The organism is Pseudomonas sp. Choline-02u-1, from assembly GCF_002836515.1.
Taxonomy (GTDB): domain Bacteria; phylum Pseudomonadota; class Gammaproteobacteria; order Pseudomonadales; family Pseudomonadaceae; genus Aquipseudomonas.
In genome coordinates this window covers 301,971-319,825 of sequence record NZ_PJBC01000004.1, presented here as the reverse complement: position 1 = coordinate 319,825, position 17,855 = coordinate 301,971, and the positions used below count along the sequence as shown (strand labels likewise).

16 protein-coding genes are annotated in these 17,855 nt (G+C 59.9%); 7 read left to right on the top strand and 9 right to left on the bottom strand.

All coding sequences use genetic code 11. The features are described 5' to 3' along the window. Positions 1-104: 104 nt before the first annotated feature. Together uraH and CXF97_RS05560 are read right to left on the bottom strand one after the other, a co-directional pair. Positions 105-515, bottom strand: a complete 411-nt coding sequence (uraH, locus tag CXF97_RS05565) for a hydroxyisourate hydrolase (RefSeq protein ID WP_101156981.1) — start codon at positions 513-515, stop codon at positions 105-107. Further along, positions 512-1,012, bottom strand: a complete 501-nt coding sequence (locus CXF97_RS05560; RefSeq protein ID WP_101156979.1) for a heme-binding protein — start codon at positions 1,010-1,012, stop codon at positions 512-514. The genes uraH and CXF97_RS05560 overlap by 4 nt, the downstream gene beginning before the upstream one ends. Positions 1,013-1,148: 136 nt before the next feature. Between CXF97_RS05560 and CXF97_RS05555 the strand changes: the two genes are divergently transcribed. Next, the gene (locus CXF97_RS05555) at positions 1,149-1,829 is read left to right on the top strand and encodes a heavy metal response regulator transcription factor (protein WP_101156977.1); all 681 of its coding nucleotides are present in this window, start codon (positions 1,149-1,151) and stop codon (positions 1,827-1,829) included. Beyond that, positions 1,819-3,204, top strand: coding sequence for a heavy metal sensor histidine kinase (locus CXF97_RS05550; protein WP_101156975.1), 1,386 nt, complete (start codon positions 1,819-1,821; stop codon positions 3,202-3,204). Before CXF97_RS05555 ends, CXF97_RS05550 begins: the two co-directional genes overlap by 11 nt. Before the next feature lie 107 nt (positions 3,205-3,311). Here CXF97_RS05550 and CXF97_RS05545 read toward each other — a convergent pair whose 3' ends face one another. Further along, on the bottom strand, positions 3,312-4,316 hold the full coding sequence (locus CXF97_RS05545) for an AraC family transcriptional regulator (protein ID WP_101156973.1): 1,005 nt from the start codon (positions 4,314-4,316) through the stop codon (positions 3,312-3,314). Between the two features lie 100 nt (positions 4,317-4,416). Between CXF97_RS05545 and CXF97_RS05540 the strand changes: the two genes are divergently transcribed. After that, positions 4,417-5,490, top strand: a complete 1,074-nt coding sequence (locus CXF97_RS05540; protein WP_101156971.1) for a fatty acid desaturase — start codon at positions 4,417-4,419, stop codon at positions 5,488-5,490. A 109-nt stretch (positions 5,491-5,599) separates the two neighbouring features. Here CXF97_RS05540 and CXF97_RS05535 read toward each other — a convergent pair whose 3' ends face one another. The 3 genes from CXF97_RS05535 to CXF97_RS05525 are packed head-to-tail and all read right to left on the bottom strand — an operon-like array spanning position 5,600 to position 9,635. Continuing rightward, a complete protein-coding gene (locus CXF97_RS05535; RefSeq protein ID WP_101156970.1) occupies positions 5,600-7,210 on the bottom strand; it encodes an arylsulfatase in 1,611 nt (536 codons plus the stop codon). A 14-nt stretch (positions 7,211-7,224) separates the two neighbouring features. Further along, positions 7,225-8,040, bottom strand: a complete 816-nt coding sequence (locus CXF97_RS05530; protein WP_101156968.1) for an ABC transporter ATP-binding protein — start codon at positions 8,038-8,040, stop codon at positions 7,225-7,227. Further along, positions 8,037-9,635, bottom strand: coding sequence for an ABC transporter permease (locus tag CXF97_RS05525; protein ID WP_101156966.1), 1,599 nt, complete (start codon positions 9,633-9,635; stop codon positions 8,037-8,039). The genes CXF97_RS05530 and CXF97_RS05525 overlap by 4 nt, the downstream gene beginning before the upstream one ends. A 352-nt stretch (positions 9,636-9,987) precedes the next feature. Between CXF97_RS05525 and CXF97_RS05520 the strand changes: the two genes are divergently transcribed. Next, positions 9,988-11,001: an ABC transporter substrate-binding protein gene (locus CXF97_RS05520; RefSeq protein ID WP_101156964.1), complete on the top strand. Its 1,014-nt coding sequence runs from the start codon at positions 9,988-9,990 to the stop codon at positions 10,999-11,001. Between the two features lie 137 nt (positions 11,002-11,138). On the opposite strand, the gene CXF97_RS05515 is transcribed toward CXF97_RS05520, so the two are convergent. Beyond that, complete coding sequence (locus CXF97_RS05515; RefSeq protein WP_101156962.1) at positions 11,139-12,059, bottom strand: LysR family transcriptional regulator; 921 nt, start codon at positions 12,057-12,059, stop codon at positions 11,139-11,141. Positions 12,060-12,241: 182 nt separating this feature from the next. Here CXF97_RS05515 and CXF97_RS05510 point away from each other — a divergent pair, with 182 nt between their 5' ends. Beyond that, the gene (locus CXF97_RS05510) at positions 12,242-13,162 is read left to right on the top strand and encodes a TauD/TfdA family dioxygenase (RefSeq protein ID WP_101156961.1); all 921 of its coding nucleotides are present in this window, start codon (positions 12,242-12,244) and stop codon (positions 13,160-13,162) included. A 148-nt stretch (positions 13,163-13,310) separates the two neighbouring features. On the opposite strand, the gene CXF97_RS05505 is transcribed toward CXF97_RS05510, so the two are convergent. Next, the gene (locus CXF97_RS05505) at positions 13,311-14,927 is read right to left on the bottom strand and encodes an alkaline phosphatase family protein (RefSeq protein WP_101156959.1); all 1,617 of its coding nucleotides are present in this window, start codon (positions 14,925-14,927) and stop codon (positions 13,311-13,313) included. A 318-nt stretch (positions 14,928-15,245) separates the two neighbouring features. Here CXF97_RS05505 and CXF97_RS05500 point away from each other — a divergent pair, with 318 nt between their 5' ends. Continuing rightward, the gene (locus CXF97_RS05500) at positions 15,246-16,292 is read left to right on the top strand and encodes an ATP/GTP-binding protein (RefSeq protein ID WP_101156957.1); all 1,047 of its coding nucleotides are present in this window, start codon (positions 15,246-15,248) and stop codon (positions 16,290-16,292) included. A 1-nt stretch (position 16,293) separates the two neighbouring features. Next, positions 16,294-16,815 (top strand): hypothetical protein, encoded by a 522-nt coding sequence (locus CXF97_RS05495; protein WP_101156955.1) that lies wholly within the window; start codon positions 16,294-16,296, stop codon positions 16,813-16,815. A 10-nt stretch (positions 16,816-16,825) separates the two neighbouring features. On the opposite strand, the gene CXF97_RS05490 is transcribed toward CXF97_RS05495, so the two are convergent. Continuing rightward, positions 16,826-17,770, bottom strand: coding sequence for a LysR family transcriptional regulator (locus CXF97_RS05490; protein WP_101156953.1), 945 nt, complete (start codon positions 17,768-17,770; stop codon positions 16,826-16,828). Positions 17,771-17,855: the final 85 nt, after the last annotated feature.

The window sequence follows — 17,855 nt, the reverse complement described above, 5'->3', positions numbered from 1 at the left end:
CTGCGGGATCGGGCTTGCTCGCGAAAGCGGTGTGCCTGTAAACGCATCCGTCGACTGACACTGCGCCTTCGCGAGCAAGCCCCCACATTTGATTGGCGTAGAGATCAAGAACCGCGATAGGTCGAGAAACCGTACGGGCTCAGCAGCAGCGGGATGTGGTAATGCTGATCGGTCTGCTTGACCTGAAAGATCACCGGAATTTCCGGGAAGAACGTCTCGTGCTTGATCTTCTGGTAGTACTCACCGGTCTTGAACACCACGCGGTATTCACCGGCTTCAAAAGTCTGTTTGGCCGGGAACAGTTCGGCGATTCGCCCCTGTTCGTTGGTGGTGCCCTGGGCCAGTGGCTGCCAGTTTTCACCGACGTGTTTTTCCAGGGTGACGTTGATGCCCGGTGACGGCAGGCCGTTTTCCAGGTTGAGCACGTGCACGCTCAGCGGGTTGCCAGCGGCCAGTGCCAAGCTTGAAACAGCGCTCAGGCCGAGGGCTGCAAGGGTCATGCGCAAGGTGGTCATGGTTGGATCTCCTTAGTGGAACGGGTGGTGGTCAGGCCGGCTTTGTCGGCGGCGGCGCGAGCGCAATTTTCGTCTTGCTCACCGCCGCCGGAGCCGGCCACGCCCATGGCGCCGACCAGTTCGCTGCCGGCGAACAGCGGAATGCCGCCGCCGAGCAACAGCAATTCATCGAGTGTGTTGAGGTTGGCGGTTTCCGGGTTGCTGCGGGCGCGCTCGGCGAACAGCCGCGTCGGCGTCTTGGTCGAGAGCGCGGTGTAGGCCTTGCGCTGACTGGCGGCGGTGTTGTGCGGGCCGACGCCGTCACCACGCAACGTCACCAGCAGATTGCCGCCACGGTCGAGCACCGACACTGTGCCGGTGCAACTGCTCATCGCTTTGTCGGCCAGCCAGCGAGCGGTTTTCAGGTCGAGATCGGCGTGGCGCGGCAGTTCTGGCGTGGCGCTCGCGGCGCCGCTGAGGCCGATGATCAGGCTGGCGACAAGGTATTTGACGGTCATGTGCAGGCTCCGTTTGGGAAGGTCTGCACCTTAACCGGCGCACTTCGTCAGAACCCCGTCAGGCGGATTACAAGTTTGTAATGGGCAACGGCGCCGAACACGCCTAGCCTGTGTACCTGATCAATCGAGGTGTGCCATGCGTTTGCTGGTCGTAGAAGATGAAGCCAAAACCGCCAACTTCCTCGCCAAGGGCCTGGGCGAGTCGGGTTATGCCGTGGATGTGGCGCTCAATGGCCTCGATGGCCGCTATTTCATCGAGCAGCAGGAATACGACCTGATCATCCTCGATGTGATGCTGCCGGGCCTCAATGGTTGGCAATTGCTGCAACTGATCCGCCAGCGCGGCGCCACGCCGGTGCTGTTTCTCACCGCCAAGGACGCCATCGAAGACCGCGTCCGTGGTCTTGAGCTGGGCGCCGATGATTATCTGCTCAAACCTTTCGCCTTCGCCGAACTGCTCGCGCGGGTGCGCACACTGCTGCGACGCGGGCCGATGCGCGAAGCCGAGTCGTACAGCATCGCCGATCTGGAAATCGACGTGCTGCGCCGCCGCGTCAGTCGCGGTGGCCAGCGCATCGCCCTGACCAACAAGGAATTCGCCCTGCTGCAATTGCTCGCCAGCCGCCAGGGCGAAGTGCTTTCGCGCACGCTGATCGCTTCGCAGGTGTGGAACCTGAATTTCGACAGCGACACCAACATGGTCGAGGTCGCCGTCCGGCGTTTGCGCGCCAAGGTCGACGATCCGTACATGCCGAAACTTATCCACACCGTGCGCGGCGTCGGTTATCAACTGGAAGCGCCGGACGATGTGGAGTAAATCGATCGCCTGGCGTCTGGCACTGGCGTTCGCCGTAGTCTGCGCGCTGGTGCTGAGCGCAATCGGCGTTTTTCTCTACCGCTCGCTGGCCTCGGAATTGGCCTTTCGGGACGACATGGCCCTGCTTGGTCGTCTCGAGCAAGTGCGCGCCTTGCTCGCCGACAGCGACAGCCTCGACGCCTTGCAGGCACGACCACGGCTGTACCAAAACATGCTCGGCAATCTCGACAGCCTGCTGCTGGTGCGCCGGGCTGACGGTTCCAGCGTGATCGCGATCAACCCGCGCCAGCGTGAGTTGCCTGCGCTCAATGCATTACCGCGAGAGCAAATGCCGCAGCGCCGCGACGTGCTCACCTGGCAGGCGCACGACGGTGCCGAACTGGCCTTGCTGTCCGGCCAGGCGCTAGGCCCCAACGGTGAAACCCTGACCGTGATTGCCGGCAAGGTGCTCAGCGAGCGCGAGCAGATGCTCGGCATTTATCGCCTGCGCCTGTATTTGTCCGTCGGCCTCGGCGCGTTGCTCGCTTTTGCGCTGGGCCTGTTGTTGCTGCGTCGGGGACTGCAACCGTTGCATCAGTTGAGCGAGGCCGTACGCAGTATCGATCTGCGCAGCCTTGATCGACGCCTGCCGGTTGACGGCACGCCGACCGAGTTGCGCGAACCGGTGCACGCGCTCAACGCCATGCTCGTGCGGCTGGACGACAGCGTGCAGCGCCTGTCGCAATTCTCTGCCGACCTCGCCCATGAAATCCGCACGCCGCTGCACACCTTGCTCGCGAGCAACGGCCAGGCCCTCAACCACCCGCGCAGCACGGCTGAATATCAGGAAGTGCTGGCCTCGAACATGGAAGAGTTCGAACGGCTCAAGCGCATGGCCGAGAACCTGATGTTCCTCGCCCGCGCCGAACAGGCCGAACGCGCGCTCAATCTGCAACCACTGGACTTGCGCAACGTTGGCGACGAGCTCTGCGATTACTTCGAAGCCCTGGCCGATGATCGCGAACTTCAGCTGCAAAACCGCATGCACGGCAAATTGCTCGCCGACCAGCAACTGCTGCAACGCGCCCTCGGCAACCTGCTGGCCAACGCTGTCCGCCATGCCGACCCCGGCACCCTGATCAGCCTGCAACGCCGCGACGAACCGGATAGGTGCTGGCTGCAAGTGCACAACCACGGCCCGGTCATCGCGCCTGAGCATCTTGGCAAACTGTTCGACCGCTTTTATCGCGTCGATCCTTCGCGTGCTGAACCGGGGGATTCGGGTGGGTTGGGACTGGCGATTGTGCAGTCGATCATGCAGTTGCATGGCGGGCAGGTGCGGGTGAGGAGTGATGCTGACGGCACCGTGTTCGAGCTGGGCTTTTTGGTGATTTGAAGGACGCCTTCGCGAGCAAGCCCGCTCCCACAGGGGAATGCATTTCAAATATGGGAGCGGGCTTGCTCGCGAAGAGGCCAGTCGATGCACGGCAAATGCCGAGTTACTCAACGCAACCCATCGCGAAACTGCCCCGGCGTCATACCCGTCCAGCGCTTGAACGCGCGGCTGAAGCTGCTGGTGTCGGCGAATCCCAGCAGATAACTCACCTCACTCAACGAGCATTGCGGGTCGCGCAGGTGCAGCAGCGCGAGGTTTTCGCGGCTTTCGTTGAGCAAGGTGTCGAAGCGGCAACCTTCATCCGCCAGATGCCGTTGCAGGCTGCGCAGGCTCAGGTGCAAGGCCTGGGCGATGCGTTCGGCGCTCGGTTCGCCTTCGGGTAATTGTTCTTCAATGGCATCGCGCACTTTGCGTTCCCAGGTCAGCGGCTTGAGCTGGGCGAGGGTGCGTTTGAGCACCGCTTCGTTGTGTTCGGCCAGTTCCGGGTTGGCGTCGTCGAGGTGGCTATCGAAGTCGGCGAGGGCGAATTCCAGGCGATCCTCGGCGCAGCCGAAATGCACAGATGCGCGAAAGACTTTGTGCCATTGATGGGCATCGGTCGGTTCAGGGCGGCGCAGATAAACCGCCAGCGGCGCGTAATCACGGCCGAGTCGATTGCGGCAGGTGCGCACATAGATCGCGGCGAAGGCGTCGATGGCTTCGAAGGCCGGCGCCGGGTTGCCTGGGGGAATTTTCAGGCGGAATTGATAGCGGTCTTCGTGGCGGCTCAGTTCCAGTTCCAGCGCATCGCTGACCACCGGGTGATAACGCACGATGCGCTCGAACACCTCGCGCAAACTGCCGCTGGCTACCAGCGCGTACCCGAGCGCGTGGAAAGTGGTCGGGCTGACAAAACGCGACACGCGCAAGCCCAGCGCCGGGTCGCCGCTGGCCTCGACGGCAAGCGCCCATAAACGCGTGGTGCCGGACAGCGGATAGCGCGCGTTGGGGTCGTCCATCAGGCTCGGGTCGAGCCCGGCCCGTTGGCACAAGGCAAAGCTGTCCAGCCCCAGCGCGTCGAGTTGTTTGCGCAAGGCGCGGGTCCAGCTGGCAAGGGAGGTCGGTTCCTTCATGCGGATTGGCGCGTCCGGTCAACAGGTTGGCGTTCTTGGCTAGCGCGGATCGAACCACGGCGAGGCACGATGCATTCATCTTAGACCCGAGGATGGAAGCATGGACGGTACTTCTGCAAGCCCCGAACGACTGAATGCGGCGCAGCGCTCGGCACATATTCGCCAGGTGGTGCTGGCCAAAGGTGTGGAATTGCGTGAGCGCTACCCGATTCTTCAGCATCAGGATGCTCTGGGCACGGGGATTCTGGCGTTCGCGCTGGCCGGAATGATCGGCTCGGCGGCGCTGTACATCACCGGCCATATGGCTTGGTGGGTGTGCCTGCTGCTCAATGCGTTTTTCGCCTCGCTGACCCATGAGCTGGAACATGACCTGATCCACAGCATGTACTTCCGCAAACAGCGCGTGCCGCACAACCTGATGATGGCCCTGGTCTGGCTGGCGCGGCCGAGCACGATCAATCCCTGGATCCGTCGGCATCTGCACCTCAACCATCACAAAGTGTCCGGCACCGAAGCCGACATGGAAGAGCGCGCGATCACCAACGGCGAGCCGTGGGGTTTTGCGCGACTGTTGATGGTGGGCGACAACATGATGTCGGCGTTCATCCGCCTGCTCCGCGCCAAGACCTGGGCGCACAAGCTGAGCATCGGCAAACGCGTGCTCAAGGTCTACGCACCGCTGGCGCTGCTGCACTGGGGCGCGTGGTATGTATTTCTCGGCTTTCACGCGGCCAACGGCATCGCGCATTTGCTCGGCTCGCCCATCGAGTGGTCGGCCACCACGCTCTCGGTGATGCAGGTGATCGATATCGCCGCCGTGGTGATCATCGGCCCCAACGTATTGCGCACTTTTTGCCTGCACTTCATCAGCTCGAACATGCATTACTACGGTGACGTCGAACCGGGCAATGTGCTGCAGCAATGCCAGGTGCTGAACCCTTGGTGGCTGTGGCCGTTGCAGGCGTTCTGCTTCAACTTCGGCAGCAGTCACGGGATTCATCATTTCGTGGTCAAGGAGCCGTTCTACATTCGCCAGATGACCGTGCCGGTGGCACACAAGGTGATGCGCGAGATGGGCGTGCGCTTTAATGATTTTGGGACGTTCGGGCGGGCGAACCGGTTTGTTCGGCAGGCTGAGATGGTGAGTAAAGAGGTACGTTCAGCTCAGGCCTGATGGGTTGTTTTCAAGCGCCTCTTCGCGAGCAAGCCCACATTGAATCTGTGATCGACACAAATCCCCTGTGGGAGCGGGCCTGCTCGCGAAGGCGTCAGGTCAGGCAACGTCAATCCGGCTGAAACGGCGAAGCACTGAGGATCACTCCGGTCTCCTCGACATAGCGCTGCCAATGCCCGATCAGATCAGTGAGTTTCAGCGGCTGACTCAACGCCAGATCATGAATCTCCCCCGGATCGCTAGCCAGATCATAGAGCTGCCAGGTCGCCGGCCCTACATGCCCGGGAATCCACACGGCCTTCCACGAGCCCTGGCGAATCGCCCGTCGGCCGAACAACTCCCAACCGGTCACCGTGTGTTCGTCATGCACCTGCGCGGTCTCGCCGGACAAAAAGCCCAGCCACGACTTGCCGCGCAGTGGCGCCACCGCTTTGCCTTTCCACTGTTTGCCCGGATGCCGCACGCCAGCCAGATCGAGAATGGTCGGGGTGATGTCCATCACCGTGCCGAAACCATGGCTGATCTGCCCTTTGAGTGGCAGTTGAGGATAGTGCAGCAGCGCCGGCACGCGGATCCCGCCCTCGGTGGTGAAAGCCTTGAACAAGCGTGACGGCGCGGTTGCCACTTGCGCCCAGTTCGGCCCGTACCAGACGTAGGAATTGGCCCGGCCGATGTTGTCGAGGCTGTTGTCGTAGTGCTGGTTCAGGTAGGTCATCAGCTCCGGACCGAACTTGGGGAACGCTTCCAGCAGCGCGCCTTCGGCACCGTTGTCGGACATGAACAGGATGAAGGTGTTGTCGAGCTGGCCTTGCTGGCGCAGGTAATCGACGACCCGGCCGATGTTCCAGTCCATGCGCTCGACCATCGCCGCGTAGACCTCCATGGCTCGTGCGGAAATCTGCTTTTGCTCATCGCTCAACGCGTCCCACTGCGCGCTGAGCTGAATCAGCGGGTGCGGCTCGACGTCCGCGTCGATCAGGCCCAGCGCCTTGAGTTTTTCCAGGCGTTCGAGGCGCAGCACTTGCGGGCCGGCGTCATAACGGCCACGGTATTTCTCGACGATCTCGGCCGGTGCCTGCAGCGGCCAGTGCGGCGCGGAGAAGGGCAAGTAAGCGAAGAACGGCCGGGTCTGATCGCGTTCCTTGAGGTACTGCAGCAGCTTGTCGCCGAAGGCGTCGGAGGAATAGAAATCCTTCGGCAGCTCATCGACAAACTGATCGTCCTCGATGTACAGCGCCGGGGTGGATTTCAGCAGGCCCGGCGTTTGCTCATCGTAGGTCGGCTCGAAACCATAGTGGTTGGCAGCGCCCGGCAACAGCGAAAACGAACGCTCGAAGCCGCGCGCATGGGGTGCCAGTTCGGCCTTCAGACCAAGATGCCATTTGCCACTCATCAAGGTTTGATAGCCGGCCTCGCGCAGCAGCTCGGGCAGCGCGACGACGCGGTCGTTGAGGTAGCCCTCGTAACCGGGTTTGCCGATCAGTTCCGGGGTCAACGCTTCGGCCATGGTGCCGATGCCGGCGATGTGATGATCGGTGCCGGTCAGCAGCATCGAGCGCGTCGGCGAGCAGGTCGGTGCGGTGTGGAAATCGGTCAGGCGCAGGCCGTTGCGGGCCAGTGCATCAAGGTTAGGCGTGGCGATTTCGCCGCCGAACGCACCGATGTCGGAAAAGCCTAGGTCGTCGGCCAGAATCACCAGAAAGTTGGGACGTTGCGGCATTGCGAAACTCCTGTTCAGCAGGCAATGAACGTCAGCGGCAGATCGCGGATCTGCACCGGTGCGCTCGGTTGGTAATGGTCGTCACTGGTCAACTCGTGCAGCAGTTCTTCACGCAACTGATGGAAGTCGTAACTGCTGCGCTGGCGCGGGTGCGGCAAAGCGATGCCGACCACTTGCTTGATCCGCCCCGGACGCGGCTCCATCACCACCACGCGGTCGGCCAGAAAAATCGCTTCCTCGACATCGTGGGTCACCAGAATCGTGGTGATCTTTGCTCGCTCGCGGATTGCCAGCAGCTCGTCCTGCATTTGCTGGCGAGTCAGCGCATCGAGGGCGCCGAAGGGTTCATCGAGCAACAGGATTCGCGGGCTGGCGACGAGGCCGCGCGCTATCGCCACGCGCTGCGCCATGCCGCCGGAGAGTTGATGCGGATAGGCTGCGGTGAAATCGCTGAGGCCGACCAGCTCGATAAAGTCTGTGATGCGTTGTTGTTTCTGCGCTGTGCTCAGCGGCTCATTGACCAGGCCCAAGCCGATGTTGTCGGCGACCGTCAGCCACGGAAACAGACGATGTTCCTGAAAGACGATGCCGCGCTCGCCGCCGATGCCGCTGACGGCCTTGCCATCGACACTGATCTGCCCGCGAAACTCGGTGTCGAGGCCGACCAGCAGACGCAGCAAAGTGGATTTGCCGCAGCCGCTGGAGCCGACGATGGCGACGAATTCGCCCTCGGCGATGTCCAGGTTGAATTCGCGAATTGCCTCCAGTTCGAAACCGTTGACGGCGAAGGATTTGCCTACGTGGTTGAAGCTGACAATCGGTGCGTTCATGCGTGTCTCCAGCGGGTCGCGCGAATTTCCAGGCGTTGGCCGATCAGGTTGAGCAGGGCGCCGGTGAGGCCGACCAGCAGCATGCCGGCCATGATCAGATCCATGCGCAGCAACTGTTGCGCGCCGATCATCTGGCTGCCGATGCCGCCATTGGACGGCATGAAATATTCAGCGCCGATGGTGCCCAGCCAGGCGTAGATCAGGCTCAATCGCAGCCCGGCGAAAATTCCCGGCGCAGCGCCGGGCAGCACCAGTCGGCGCAGACGCTGGCCGAGGCTCAGGCATAGCACCTGCGCGGCCTCGTTGAGTTGCGGCGAGAGGTTGACGACGCTGCGCTGGGTGGCGATGAACAGCGGGAAAAATGCGGCGAGCGCGACGAACACCCACTTGGCCAGTTCTCCGAGGCCGAACCACGCGGTCAGCAGTGGCACCCAGGCGAAAATCGCAATCTGCCGCAGTGCGGCGAGTGTCGGGCCGAGCAACCGTTCGCTGAAACGCGACAGGCCGAGGAGCAAGCCCAAGGCGAAACCGAGGCCGCCACCGATCAGCAAGCCGCCGAGGGTGCGGCTCAGGCTCAGCGCCATGCCGTTGACCAGCGTGCCGTCGAGCAGTCCGTCCCACGTCGTGCTCAGCACAGTCGCCGGGCTGACCAGAATATTCGCGTCGATCCACTGCTGATCATTGGCCATCTGCCAAAGCGCCAACAAGCCCAGCGGCAGCAACCACGGTTGCAGGCGTTGCCAGCCTTGGTAGCGCGGGCCGCGTGTGATGTGTGCAGTGGCCGAGTGCGGCCAGTGCACCAGTTTGCGGTCGAGCAGACCGATGCCGCGATCCATCGCCACGCCGATCAGACCGATGACCACAATGCACACGAACACGATGTCGAGCATGAACAACTGCCGCGCCCAGACCATCAGATAGCCGATGCCTTCACTGGAGGCCAGCAGCTCGACCGCCAGCAATGAGGTCCAGCCGGCGGCGAGTGCCAGGCGCACGCCGGCCATGAACGCCGGCAGCGCAGCGGGAAGCACCAGGCGACGAATCAGCAGACGCGGCGGCAGGCGCAATACGGCGGCGGCTTCGCGCAGTTTCGGTTGTGCATCGCGCACGCCGACCAGTGTGTGCAAAGTCACCGGCACCACGATGGCCTTGATCAGCACCACCAGTTTCAGCACTTCACCGATGCCGAAAAACACCATGAACAGCGGAATCCACGCCAGCGTCGGCACCTGCGCCAATCCAGCAAATGTCGGAAAAACCGGGCGCTCCAGACGTTGGCTGAAACCCAGCGCGGCGCCGAACACCGCGCCGGTCGAAACGCCTGCAAGCAAACCCAAGAACAGCCGTTGCAGGCTGATCCACAGATGGCTCCACAGCTCGCCATGCGCCTGTTCCACAGCGCTGCTCCACACCAGCGATGGCGCCGGCAGGATCTGCTCGCTCATCCACTGATTGCGCGCGGCCAGCCACCACAGGACGAACAGGCTGACGGGCAGCAGCCAGGGCAACAGGCGTTGATTCAGACTGGGCCAGGTGCGACGGCTTTTCAGCGGCGGCGCGGCCAGCGGCAGACGGAGCAGGGATTGACGGGCCATGGGTGACCTCCGTTGTCGGGTTGGATCAAGATCGAGTCAAGAGAAGATCGCATTCCGCCTGTAGGGGCTACCGAAGGCTGTGATCTTTAGCGGTATTAGCCACGTTAAAACAGTTATAAGGGAAAATAATAAATATCAATTTGGGAATAAGCGAAGCCATTTAAGGCTTGCAGCCCTTAACGCATCCAATGCATTCGAAGAATATTTTCGATGCTGTTAATGCATATCCCGCTGCAAGCCGCTCACATCGTCGCTTAGCTCATAAAGATATAAAAATGTGCATTTATAGTATTTAAGTGAAGGTGCGCATTCAGCCTACTTTCGCCTCCTCAGCGATCAAGGAGCCGCACCCATGAACCTCCCTTTCAAACGAATCATCCGCCTGCTGACCGCCCCGGCGCTTGCAGGCTTTCTCGCGCTCAGCGCCCAGGCCGAGGAGCTCAAGGAAATCCGCATCGCCGTGCCCGACCTCAGCGCCGGCACCCAACACAGCGGCGGCGGCATTGTCGATGTGCTGCGCGATCAGCAGATCTTTGAAAAGGCCTTCGCCGAGCAGGGCATCAAGATCCAGTGGAGTTTCTTCAAGGGCGCCGGGCCGGTGATCAATGAGGCGTTTGCCAATGGCCAGGTCGATCTGGCCTATCTCGGCGACCTCGCCGCGATCATCGGCAAATCCAATGGTCTGGACACGCGCCTGCTCAGCGCCACGGCGCGCGGGGTCAAGCAATACCTGGGCGTTGTGCCGGGCTCGGGGATCAAAACCCTCCAGGATCTCAAAGGCAAACGCGTGGCGATCTTCCGCGGTACGGCGACGCAGCTGTCGTTCGATGCGGCGCTTGCCAGTCAGGGCCTCAGCGAGAAGGACGTGAAGGTCATCAATCTGGATTTCAACGCGGCGGTCTCGGCACTCGCGGCCAAGCAGATCGATGCCTCGTGGGGCAGCTCCGCGCTGAGTGCGTTGCAAGCCAAAGGCCTGGCGGAATTGCCGCTCAACACCAAAGACCTCGGCGGCGCTGGCAGCGTGCAGGCGGTGTTGCTGGGTAATGGCAAATTTGTCGACGCCCATCCTGAGGTCATTGCCAAACTGCTCAAGGCGCAGCAGCAAGCGGTCGAGTGGCTGACTCAGGACAGCAACAAGGACGCCTATGTGCAGCTGGTATCAGGGCTGGCGAGCTATCCACCGGTGATTCTGGCTCAGGATCTGAAGGATCAGAATTTGAGCGAGATCTTCCCGTCGACGCTGGATCCGGTGTTCTTGAGCGGCCTGCAAGACAAGGTCGACCTGGCGGCGCAGCAGAAGCTCATTCGCAAGCCGTTCAAAGTCAGCGATTGGGTGGCGCCTGAACTCTCAGCGGCCAAGCTCTAGAAGCAAAAAATCCAGATCGTTCCCACGCTCCGCGTGGGAATGCAGCCGAGGACGCTCCGCGTCCTTTGTGACGCAGAGCGTCACGGGATTCATTCCCACGCAGAGCGTGGGAACGATCGGCGTCTGCCAAAGGTTTTTCAGACAGCGACGCTGACGTCCCGCCGATCCAACGCCACCAGCGTCTCGATCATTGCCCTCGCCGCTGGCGACAAGCGGAATCCGGTGCGGCTGACGATGCCGCAGCGCGCGTTCATGCTTTCGAGGTTCTGCGGCAGGTTGCGCCAATGCAACAGCGCCAGCGAACCCTTGGCGACATCCTCGACAAACGCCTCCTCCGTGCCGACGCCGATCGCGTTGGATTGCAGCACCACTTTGACCAGCGCCGGAAAGTGCTCGGTTTCGATGGTCGGAGAGAAATCGATGCGCCCGCTGAGGTTCGCCAGCAGCTTGCGAATGCCCGGTGGAATCAGCGTCGCGGCCAGCGGATAGTCGAACATGTCGTTGGTCGACAGGCTTTCCTTGGCCAGCAACGGATGCCCCGGCCGGCAGAAAAACACGCCGCGCTTGGGCGTCAGCGGTTGCGTCTGGAAATTCGGGTCGGACTCGAAATGGCGGATGTCGGCGATGAAGAATTCGATCTCTTCGCGACTCAGCGCGCGGCTGAGTTTTTCCCAGTTATCCACCTGAAAACAGGTGCGCACTTTCGGGTGCGCATTGATGAATTGCGCCACCGCGTCCGGCACCAGTTTCACCGCCGGCGCCGGCCCGCAACCAAAATGCACTTCACCGGCGTCGAGCTTGGTCATTTGTGTCACTTCAGCGCTGAGCAATGCCGCGCCCTGCACCAGGCTCAGGGCGTGTTGCAGCACCACTTGGCCTTCGGGCGTGGGGCGCAGATCCTTGTTGCCGCGATCAACCAGCACGCAGCCGAACTCTTGCTCCAGCCCCTGAATGCTTCGGCTGAACGCCGGTTGAGTGATGCCCATGGCGTCGGCCGCGCGGACAAAGCTGCGGTGTTCGTTGAGGGCGATGAAGTAGCGCAACTGGCGAAGATCCATATGCTTTTCCGGCATCCTAAAAATAGCTCGAAGGCATTTGCGAGGAGGGTTGCTTGAGGTTTTAAATGCAAGTTCTTATTCCGTCAACGAAGCATGTGAATATCTATTAGATATAAATGGAATATGGATAGAGCGTTGTTTCGCTGCCGTCAAAACCGCAAACCGTCGATGAGGGTCTTCCCATGAGCAATGCCGCACTCGCCGTAAAACCCGTTTCTCACGCGTTGGAAATTCACCCGGTAGCCGGTCGTATCGGTGCCGAAATCCGCGGCGTGCACCTGTCCGGTGAGCTGGACGCCGCCACGGTCGAAGCCATCCAGCAGGCGCTGGTCGAATACAAAGTGCTGTTCTTTCGCGAGCAGACGCAGCTCGACGATCAACGTCAGGAAGCCTTCGCCCATCTGCTTGGCGAACCGGTGGCGCACCCGACCGTGCCATCGCGCGAAGGCACCCGTTACCTGCTCGAGCTGGACGGCGCCGAAGGTCAGCGCGCCAACTCCTGGCACACCGACGTAACCTTCGTGGACGCCTACCCGAAAGCCTCTATCCTGCGCTCGGTGGTCGCCCCGGCCTTTGGCGGCGATACGCTGTGGGCCAACACCGCAACGGCATACAGCGGCTTGCCGAGCGAGCTGCGTGAACTGGCCGACAAACTCACCGCCGTGCACAGCAACGAGTACGACTACGCCGGTGCGAAGCCGGACGTCTCGGCGGAAAAACTGGAGCGCTATCGCAAGGTCTTCACCTCGACCGTTTACGAAACCGAGCATCCGGTGGTGCGCGTGCACCCGATCAGCGGCGAAAAGAGCTTGCTGCTGGGGCATTTCGTCAAACGCATCAAAGGTTATTCACAGGCAGATTCGGCACACCTGTTCGGTTTGCTGCAGAGCCATGTGATCCGCCAGGAAAACACCGTGCGCTGGCGCTGGCAGGCTGGAGATGTGGCGATCTGGGACAACCGCTCGACGCAGCATTACGCGATTGATGATTACGGCACCCAGGATCGCGTGGTGCGCCGCGTGACGCTCAAGGGCGAGGTGCCGGTGGGGGTGAATGGGCAGCGCAGCCAGACTATCAAAGGTCCGGATATCGTCGGCGTCTGAATGATCGTTCCCACGCTCTACGTGGGAATGCCTCGATGAACGCTCTGCGTTCGCTGTTGGGACGCGGAGCGTTGTGGGCTGCATTCCCACGCGGAGCGTGGGAACGATCGCTTGAACCTGTGGGAGCGAGCCTGCTCGCGAAGGGCTTTCACCACACTCCGATCTGAACGACCTTCTCGGTTTCCGGCTCGCCATAACGAAACCGCTGCCCGCGCAAATCGATCTCTTGATGGCTGATCGTCGTACGCCGCTTCAATCCGCGCAGCCATTCAAACAGATACCCCGCATGCTCCTCGCGCACCGCCGCGTACGCCGGGTCCTCACCCAGATCGCGCAGCTCCTGCGGATCATTCAGCAGATCAAACAGCTGCGGTCGAAAGCCGTCGTACGCCAGGTATTTCCAACGCTCGCTGCGCACCATGGTCATGCGGCAACGGTCGATCGGCTGGCCGAGGCGTTGCCGCGCCGGGGCTTGAAAGGCGTAGTCGTATTCGCTGATTGCATAGCGACGCCAATCGGGATTTTCCCCGTGCAGCAACGGGATCAATGAGCGCCCTTCCAGTCGATGTTCCGCGCCCGCTAATCCCAGCGCTTGAATAAACGTCGGCAACGCATCAATGGTTTCCGCCAGCCGATCATCGACAGTGCCGCGAGTGACATCCGCCGCCGCCCGGGGATCGCGAACGATCAACGGCACGCCTACCGCCTGCTCGAGCAAAAACTCCTTCTCGCCCAGCCAATGATCGCCAAGGAAGTCGCCGTGATCGCTGGTGAACACGATCAGCGTGTCGTCCCAGCGCCCATTGCTCTGCAGAAAATCGAACAGCCGCCCCAACTGATCATCCACTTGCTTGATCAGGCCCATGTAGGTGGGGATTACATTCAATCGTACTGAATCGCGGGAGAAGTTGAGGCTTTCCTCATGCTGGCGAAAGGCAGTGTATACGGGGTGTTTGCTGGCTGCGGAGGGCGTCGCGCGGACCGCTTCGAGAATCGATTTAGTACTGTACAAGGCGTGGTACGGTGCCGGTACGATGTAGGGCCAATGGGGTTTGATGTACGAGAGGTGTAAACACCAGGATTTCTCACCTTGCTCGGTGATGAAGTCGATGGCGCGATTTGTAGTGTAGACAGTCTCTGAGTGTTGCTCGGGAATTCGCGCTGGCAAATTCGCATGACGCATTTTCCAGCCGCTGAGGATTTCCCCGTTCTCGCCTTCGGCGGCATTCGCCCAGTCATGCCAGGGATTGCGCCCCTCGAAACCGTGTTCGCGCAGGTAATGGGTATAAGGGGCGGATTCGCGCTTGTCGTCGAACAGCGTGTCGTCGGGATAGATGCCGTCGTGGCGCAGGTACGGTTCGAAGCCGACCTCATTGAGCAGCTCGGCTTGCGCGCTTTGCGGGTTGATCGCCAGGCGCTGCAAGGCGTCGACATTGGCCGTGGCGTGCGTCTTGCCGACCAGCGCGGTGCGAATGCCGTGAGGTCGCAAGTAATCGCCAATCGTCAGCTCATCCAGCGGCAACGGCACGGCGTTCCACGCCACTTGATGACTGCTGACATAGCGCCCGGTGTAGGCCGACATCCGCGACGGGCCGCAGATCGTGCCTTGGGTGTAGGCACGGCTGAAACGCACGCCTTGGGCAGCGAGGCGATCGATGTTTGGCGTGTGCAGATGCGGGTGTCCGTAGCAGGACAGGTAATCGCGGCGCAGCTGATCGCACATGATGTACAGCACGTTGCGCACGGGGTTGGGAGGAGTGGGCATGGGGTTCACCGGTCAGTGGGACAGGTGAGGGTTTTCGCTGTCGGTGGGGGTTTTCGGCAAGTGCATTTGGGGAATGGGTTTGATGTAGTCTCTGCATAACCTACGGTGGAGAAGGTACGTGCGGACGATCAGTTAGGACTTTATGTTTAAGCAGGCACCAGCTAACCAAGCTATCATCTGTGAAATTTTTGCCAGCGGTGACGTTTTCTTGGTTTCAATCCTGTTAATACAAATCCTTCGATACTTCAACATAGGTTACGTTGGCGTCGCTATTGACAACTCAGCTCGTGCCGCCGCTCTGCAATCTACGAGGTCACCATGCTCAAGCAACTTCACCTGAAAAATTTCACAGTCTTTGAAGAGGCTAATCTCCGGTTTGCGAAGCAATTGAATGTGATTGTCGGGGAAAACGGTGCTGGCAAAACGCATCTCTTGAAACTGGCATATGCGGGGTTGGCGACAAGCTCTGAGGAAAGTAACAGGCCTGCCGTTCTGTCTGTAGAACCTACCAAGTCAGCATTGCAACTGCGTATGGCAGAGAAACTGATTGGCGTGTTTCGCCCTGAGTCCCTCGGTCGGCTGGCTCGACGAAAGCGGGGACGCGAGCGGTGTGATGTCAGTATTTCATTCGATAATAACGATTACGACCTCGCTTTTAGCTTTGCAACTAACAGTAAGACAGAAGTCAGCGTCGAACATCTTCCTAAGCGTTGGCTCGACGCCACGCCCACATATTTGCCGACTCGTGAATTGCTAAGTATTTATCCTAACTTTCTTGCTGTTTATGAAAGCCACTATTTAGAGTTTGAAGAAACTTGGAGAGATACCTGCCGTTTGTTGGGTGGTTTGTTGCGTAAAGGTCCTACTGAGGAGCGAGTTCGTGAATTGCTGGCACCTTTGGAAAAGGCAATGCAGGGCAGCATTGAATTGGATAAAAGCGGACGATTTTATTTGCGTAATAGTAATGGTCGAATGGAAATGCCTCTCGTTGCGGAAGGTCTGCGTAAATTAGGGATGCTTGCTCGCTTAATAAGTACCGGCGCACTTCTTCATCAAGGGTATTTGTTTTGGGATGAGCCCGAAGCGAATCTTAATCCGCGATTGATCAAACAAGTCGCGCGCACAATCATTGAGCTAAGTAACAGTGGTATTCAGATTTTTGTGGCTACTCACAGTTTATTCTTGTTGCGTGAACTGGAAATACTACTAGCGGAGCGGCCTGCGGACACTGCATTTTTCGGATTGCATTCTAGCGAAACGGGTGTTGTTATTCAGCAGGGACTTAGTTTGGAAGATATAGGAGATATCACCGCGCTCGAGGAAAGTCTCCAGCAGTCCGATCGTTATCTGGAATTGGAGTCTTGATATGCTCACGCTCAACGTGGATGGGCTTTTTTTTAGTTTTCCTGACAGGTGGCGGGCTAGCAAGTTTGACGAATGGGGATATTATCGAAATCAGTTTGTAAAACAACGAAACGAGATCCAGGCGATCGATATTCTGGTCCTTTCTCCCGAAAATACTGCGTTCTTGGTCGAGGTGAAAGACTATCGTCATCCACAGGCGGTTAAACCTTCAGATCTGCCAGGAGCAATTGCAAATAAGGTATTTTGCACGCTAGCGGCGTTATTACCTGCTCGACTGCATGCCATCGACTTGGATGAGAAGCAATTGAGCCGGGATGTTCTGAATTGCCAGAGACTTCAAGTTGTCGTTCATATTGAGCAGCCACAAGCTCATTTGCCAAGAGTCGATTTGGCCGACTTGAAACAGAAATTGAAAAAGTTGCTACGTGCGATTGATGCTCATCCAAAAATCATCAGTATGACCAAGCCTCAAAGAATGGGTTGGGATGTTTCTGCTCGATCGCCGGTCGTGGTGGTCGCATGACCGCGACGATTCAGACTGCGAGGCCAGCCAGCGAACACACCTCCTCATCCACCGCGTCAATCGCCTTGATCTGCTCGATCATCGCTTCGGCCAGGGGCGACAACCGATACCCGGCGCGGCTGACAATGCCATAGCGGGTGTACAGCTCCTCCAGGTCATCGGCCAGGCCTTCAATCTTCAAACAGACCAGCTCACCCTTGGCCAGATGCAGCGCATCGGAATACGCGCCGACAATCCCGATCGCTTCTGATCGCAGCACCACACTCAACAGACTCGAGCCGTTTTCGCATTCCACATTCGGGGTGAAATCCGGGCGACCGCTGAGGTCGACGATGACCTTGCGCAGGTTTGGCGGGCGGATGCTGACCGCCAGTGGATAACTCAGCAACTGCTCGGCAGTGATGCGTTCAAACGCTGTCAGCGGATGCCCGGCGCGGCAGCAGAAATGCCATTTGCGCGTTCGTAAGCGGTGGGTCTGGTAATCCGGGTCGGCCTCGAATTGCCGGGTATCTGCGACGAAGAATTCGAATTCTTCGCTGAGCAGGCGTTTGCTCAGGCTTTGCCAGTCATCGACCTGAAACTGCACCCGCGCTTTCGGGTAGCGGCCGATGAACGCGCCGATCGCGCGCGGAATCAATCCGGCCGCCGGAGCCGGCCCGCAGCCAAAGCGCAACTCCCCGGCTTCGAGGCCGTTGAACTGGCTGATCTCGTTGGCCATCTGCTGCGCACCGCTGACCAGCCGCCGCGCATGTTCGAGCAGCACCTGGCCCTGTTTGGTCGGCGGCAATTCCTTGCGTCCACGGTCGACCAATTGGCAGCCGACGCTGTGTTCCAGCGCCTGAATGCTGCGGCTGAAAGCCGACTGCGACAGGTTCACTGCCTGCGCGCCGGCGACGAAGCTGCGTTGCTCAACCAGAGCGATGAAGTGACGCAGTTGGCGCAAGTCGATATGCATTTTTCACATAAAAAATATCCGGGAAATGCATTGGATATGCATTAGGTCGACTCCTTATAAAGGCAATCTCTTATGCAGTAAATAT

What these genes read in the sequence shown, in the direction of transcription:
- uraH (WP_101156981.1), bottom strand. Translation starts at nt 515, where the DNA reads ATGACCACCTTGCGCATGACCCTTGCAGCCCTCGGCCTGAGCGCTGTT.
- CXF97_RS05545 (WP_101156973.1), bottom strand. Translation starts at nt 4,316, where the DNA reads ATGAAGGAACCGACCTCCCTTGCCAGCTGGACCCGCGCCTTGCGCAAA.
- CXF97_RS05540 (WP_101156971.1), top strand. Translation starts at nt 4,417, where the DNA reads ATGGACGGTACTTCTGCAAGCCCCGAACGACTGAATGCGGCGCAGCGC.
- CXF97_RS05530 (WP_101156968.1), bottom strand. Translation starts at nt 8,040, where the DNA reads ATGAACGCACCGATTGTCAGCTTCAACCACGTAGGCAAATCCTTCGCC.
- CXF97_RS05535 (WP_101156970.1), bottom strand. Translation starts at nt 7,210, where the DNA reads ATGCCGCAACGTCCCAACTTTCTGGTGATTCTGGCCGACGACCTAGGC.
- CXF97_RS05500 (WP_101156957.1), top strand. Translation starts at nt 15,246, where the DNA reads ATGCTCAAGCAACTTCACCTGAAAAATTTCACAGTCTTTGAAGAGGCT.
- CXF97_RS05495 (WP_101156955.1), top strand. Translation starts at nt 16,294, where the DNA reads ATGCTCACGCTCAACGTGGATGGGCTTTTTTTTAGTTTTCCTGACAGG.
- CXF97_RS05560 (WP_101156979.1), bottom strand. Translation starts at nt 1,012, where the DNA reads ATGACCGTCAAATACCTTGTCGCCAGCCTGATCATCGGCCTCAGCGGC.
- CXF97_RS05525 (WP_101156966.1), bottom strand. Translation starts at nt 9,635, where the DNA reads ATGGCCCGTCAATCCCTGCTCCGTCTGCCGCTGGCCGCGCCGCCGCTG.
- CXF97_RS05510 (WP_101156961.1), top strand. Translation starts at nt 12,242, where the DNA reads ATGAGCAATGCCGCACTCGCCGTAAAACCCGTTTCTCACGCGTTGGAA.
- CXF97_RS05515 (WP_101156962.1), bottom strand. Translation starts at nt 12,059, where the DNA reads ATGGATCTTCGCCAGTTGCGCTACTTCATCGCCCTCAACGAACACCGC.
- CXF97_RS05520 (WP_101156964.1), top strand. Translation starts at nt 9,988, where the DNA reads ATGAACCTCCCTTTCAAACGAATCATCCGCCTGCTGACCGCCCCGGCG.
- CXF97_RS05505 (WP_101156959.1), bottom strand. Translation starts at nt 14,927, where the DNA reads ATGCCCACTCCTCCCAACCCCGTGCGCAACGTGCTGTACATCATGTGC.
- CXF97_RS05555 (WP_101156977.1), top strand. Translation starts at nt 1,149, where the DNA reads ATGCGTTTGCTGGTCGTAGAAGATGAAGCCAAAACCGCCAACTTCCTC.
- CXF97_RS05550 (WP_101156975.1), top strand. Translation starts at nt 1,819, where the DNA reads ATGTGGAGTAAATCGATCGCCTGGCGTCTGGCACTGGCGTTCGCCGTA.
- CXF97_RS05490 (WP_101156953.1), bottom strand. Translation starts at nt 17,770, where the DNA reads ATGCATATCGACTTGCGCCAACTGCGTCACTTCATCGCTCTGGTTGAG.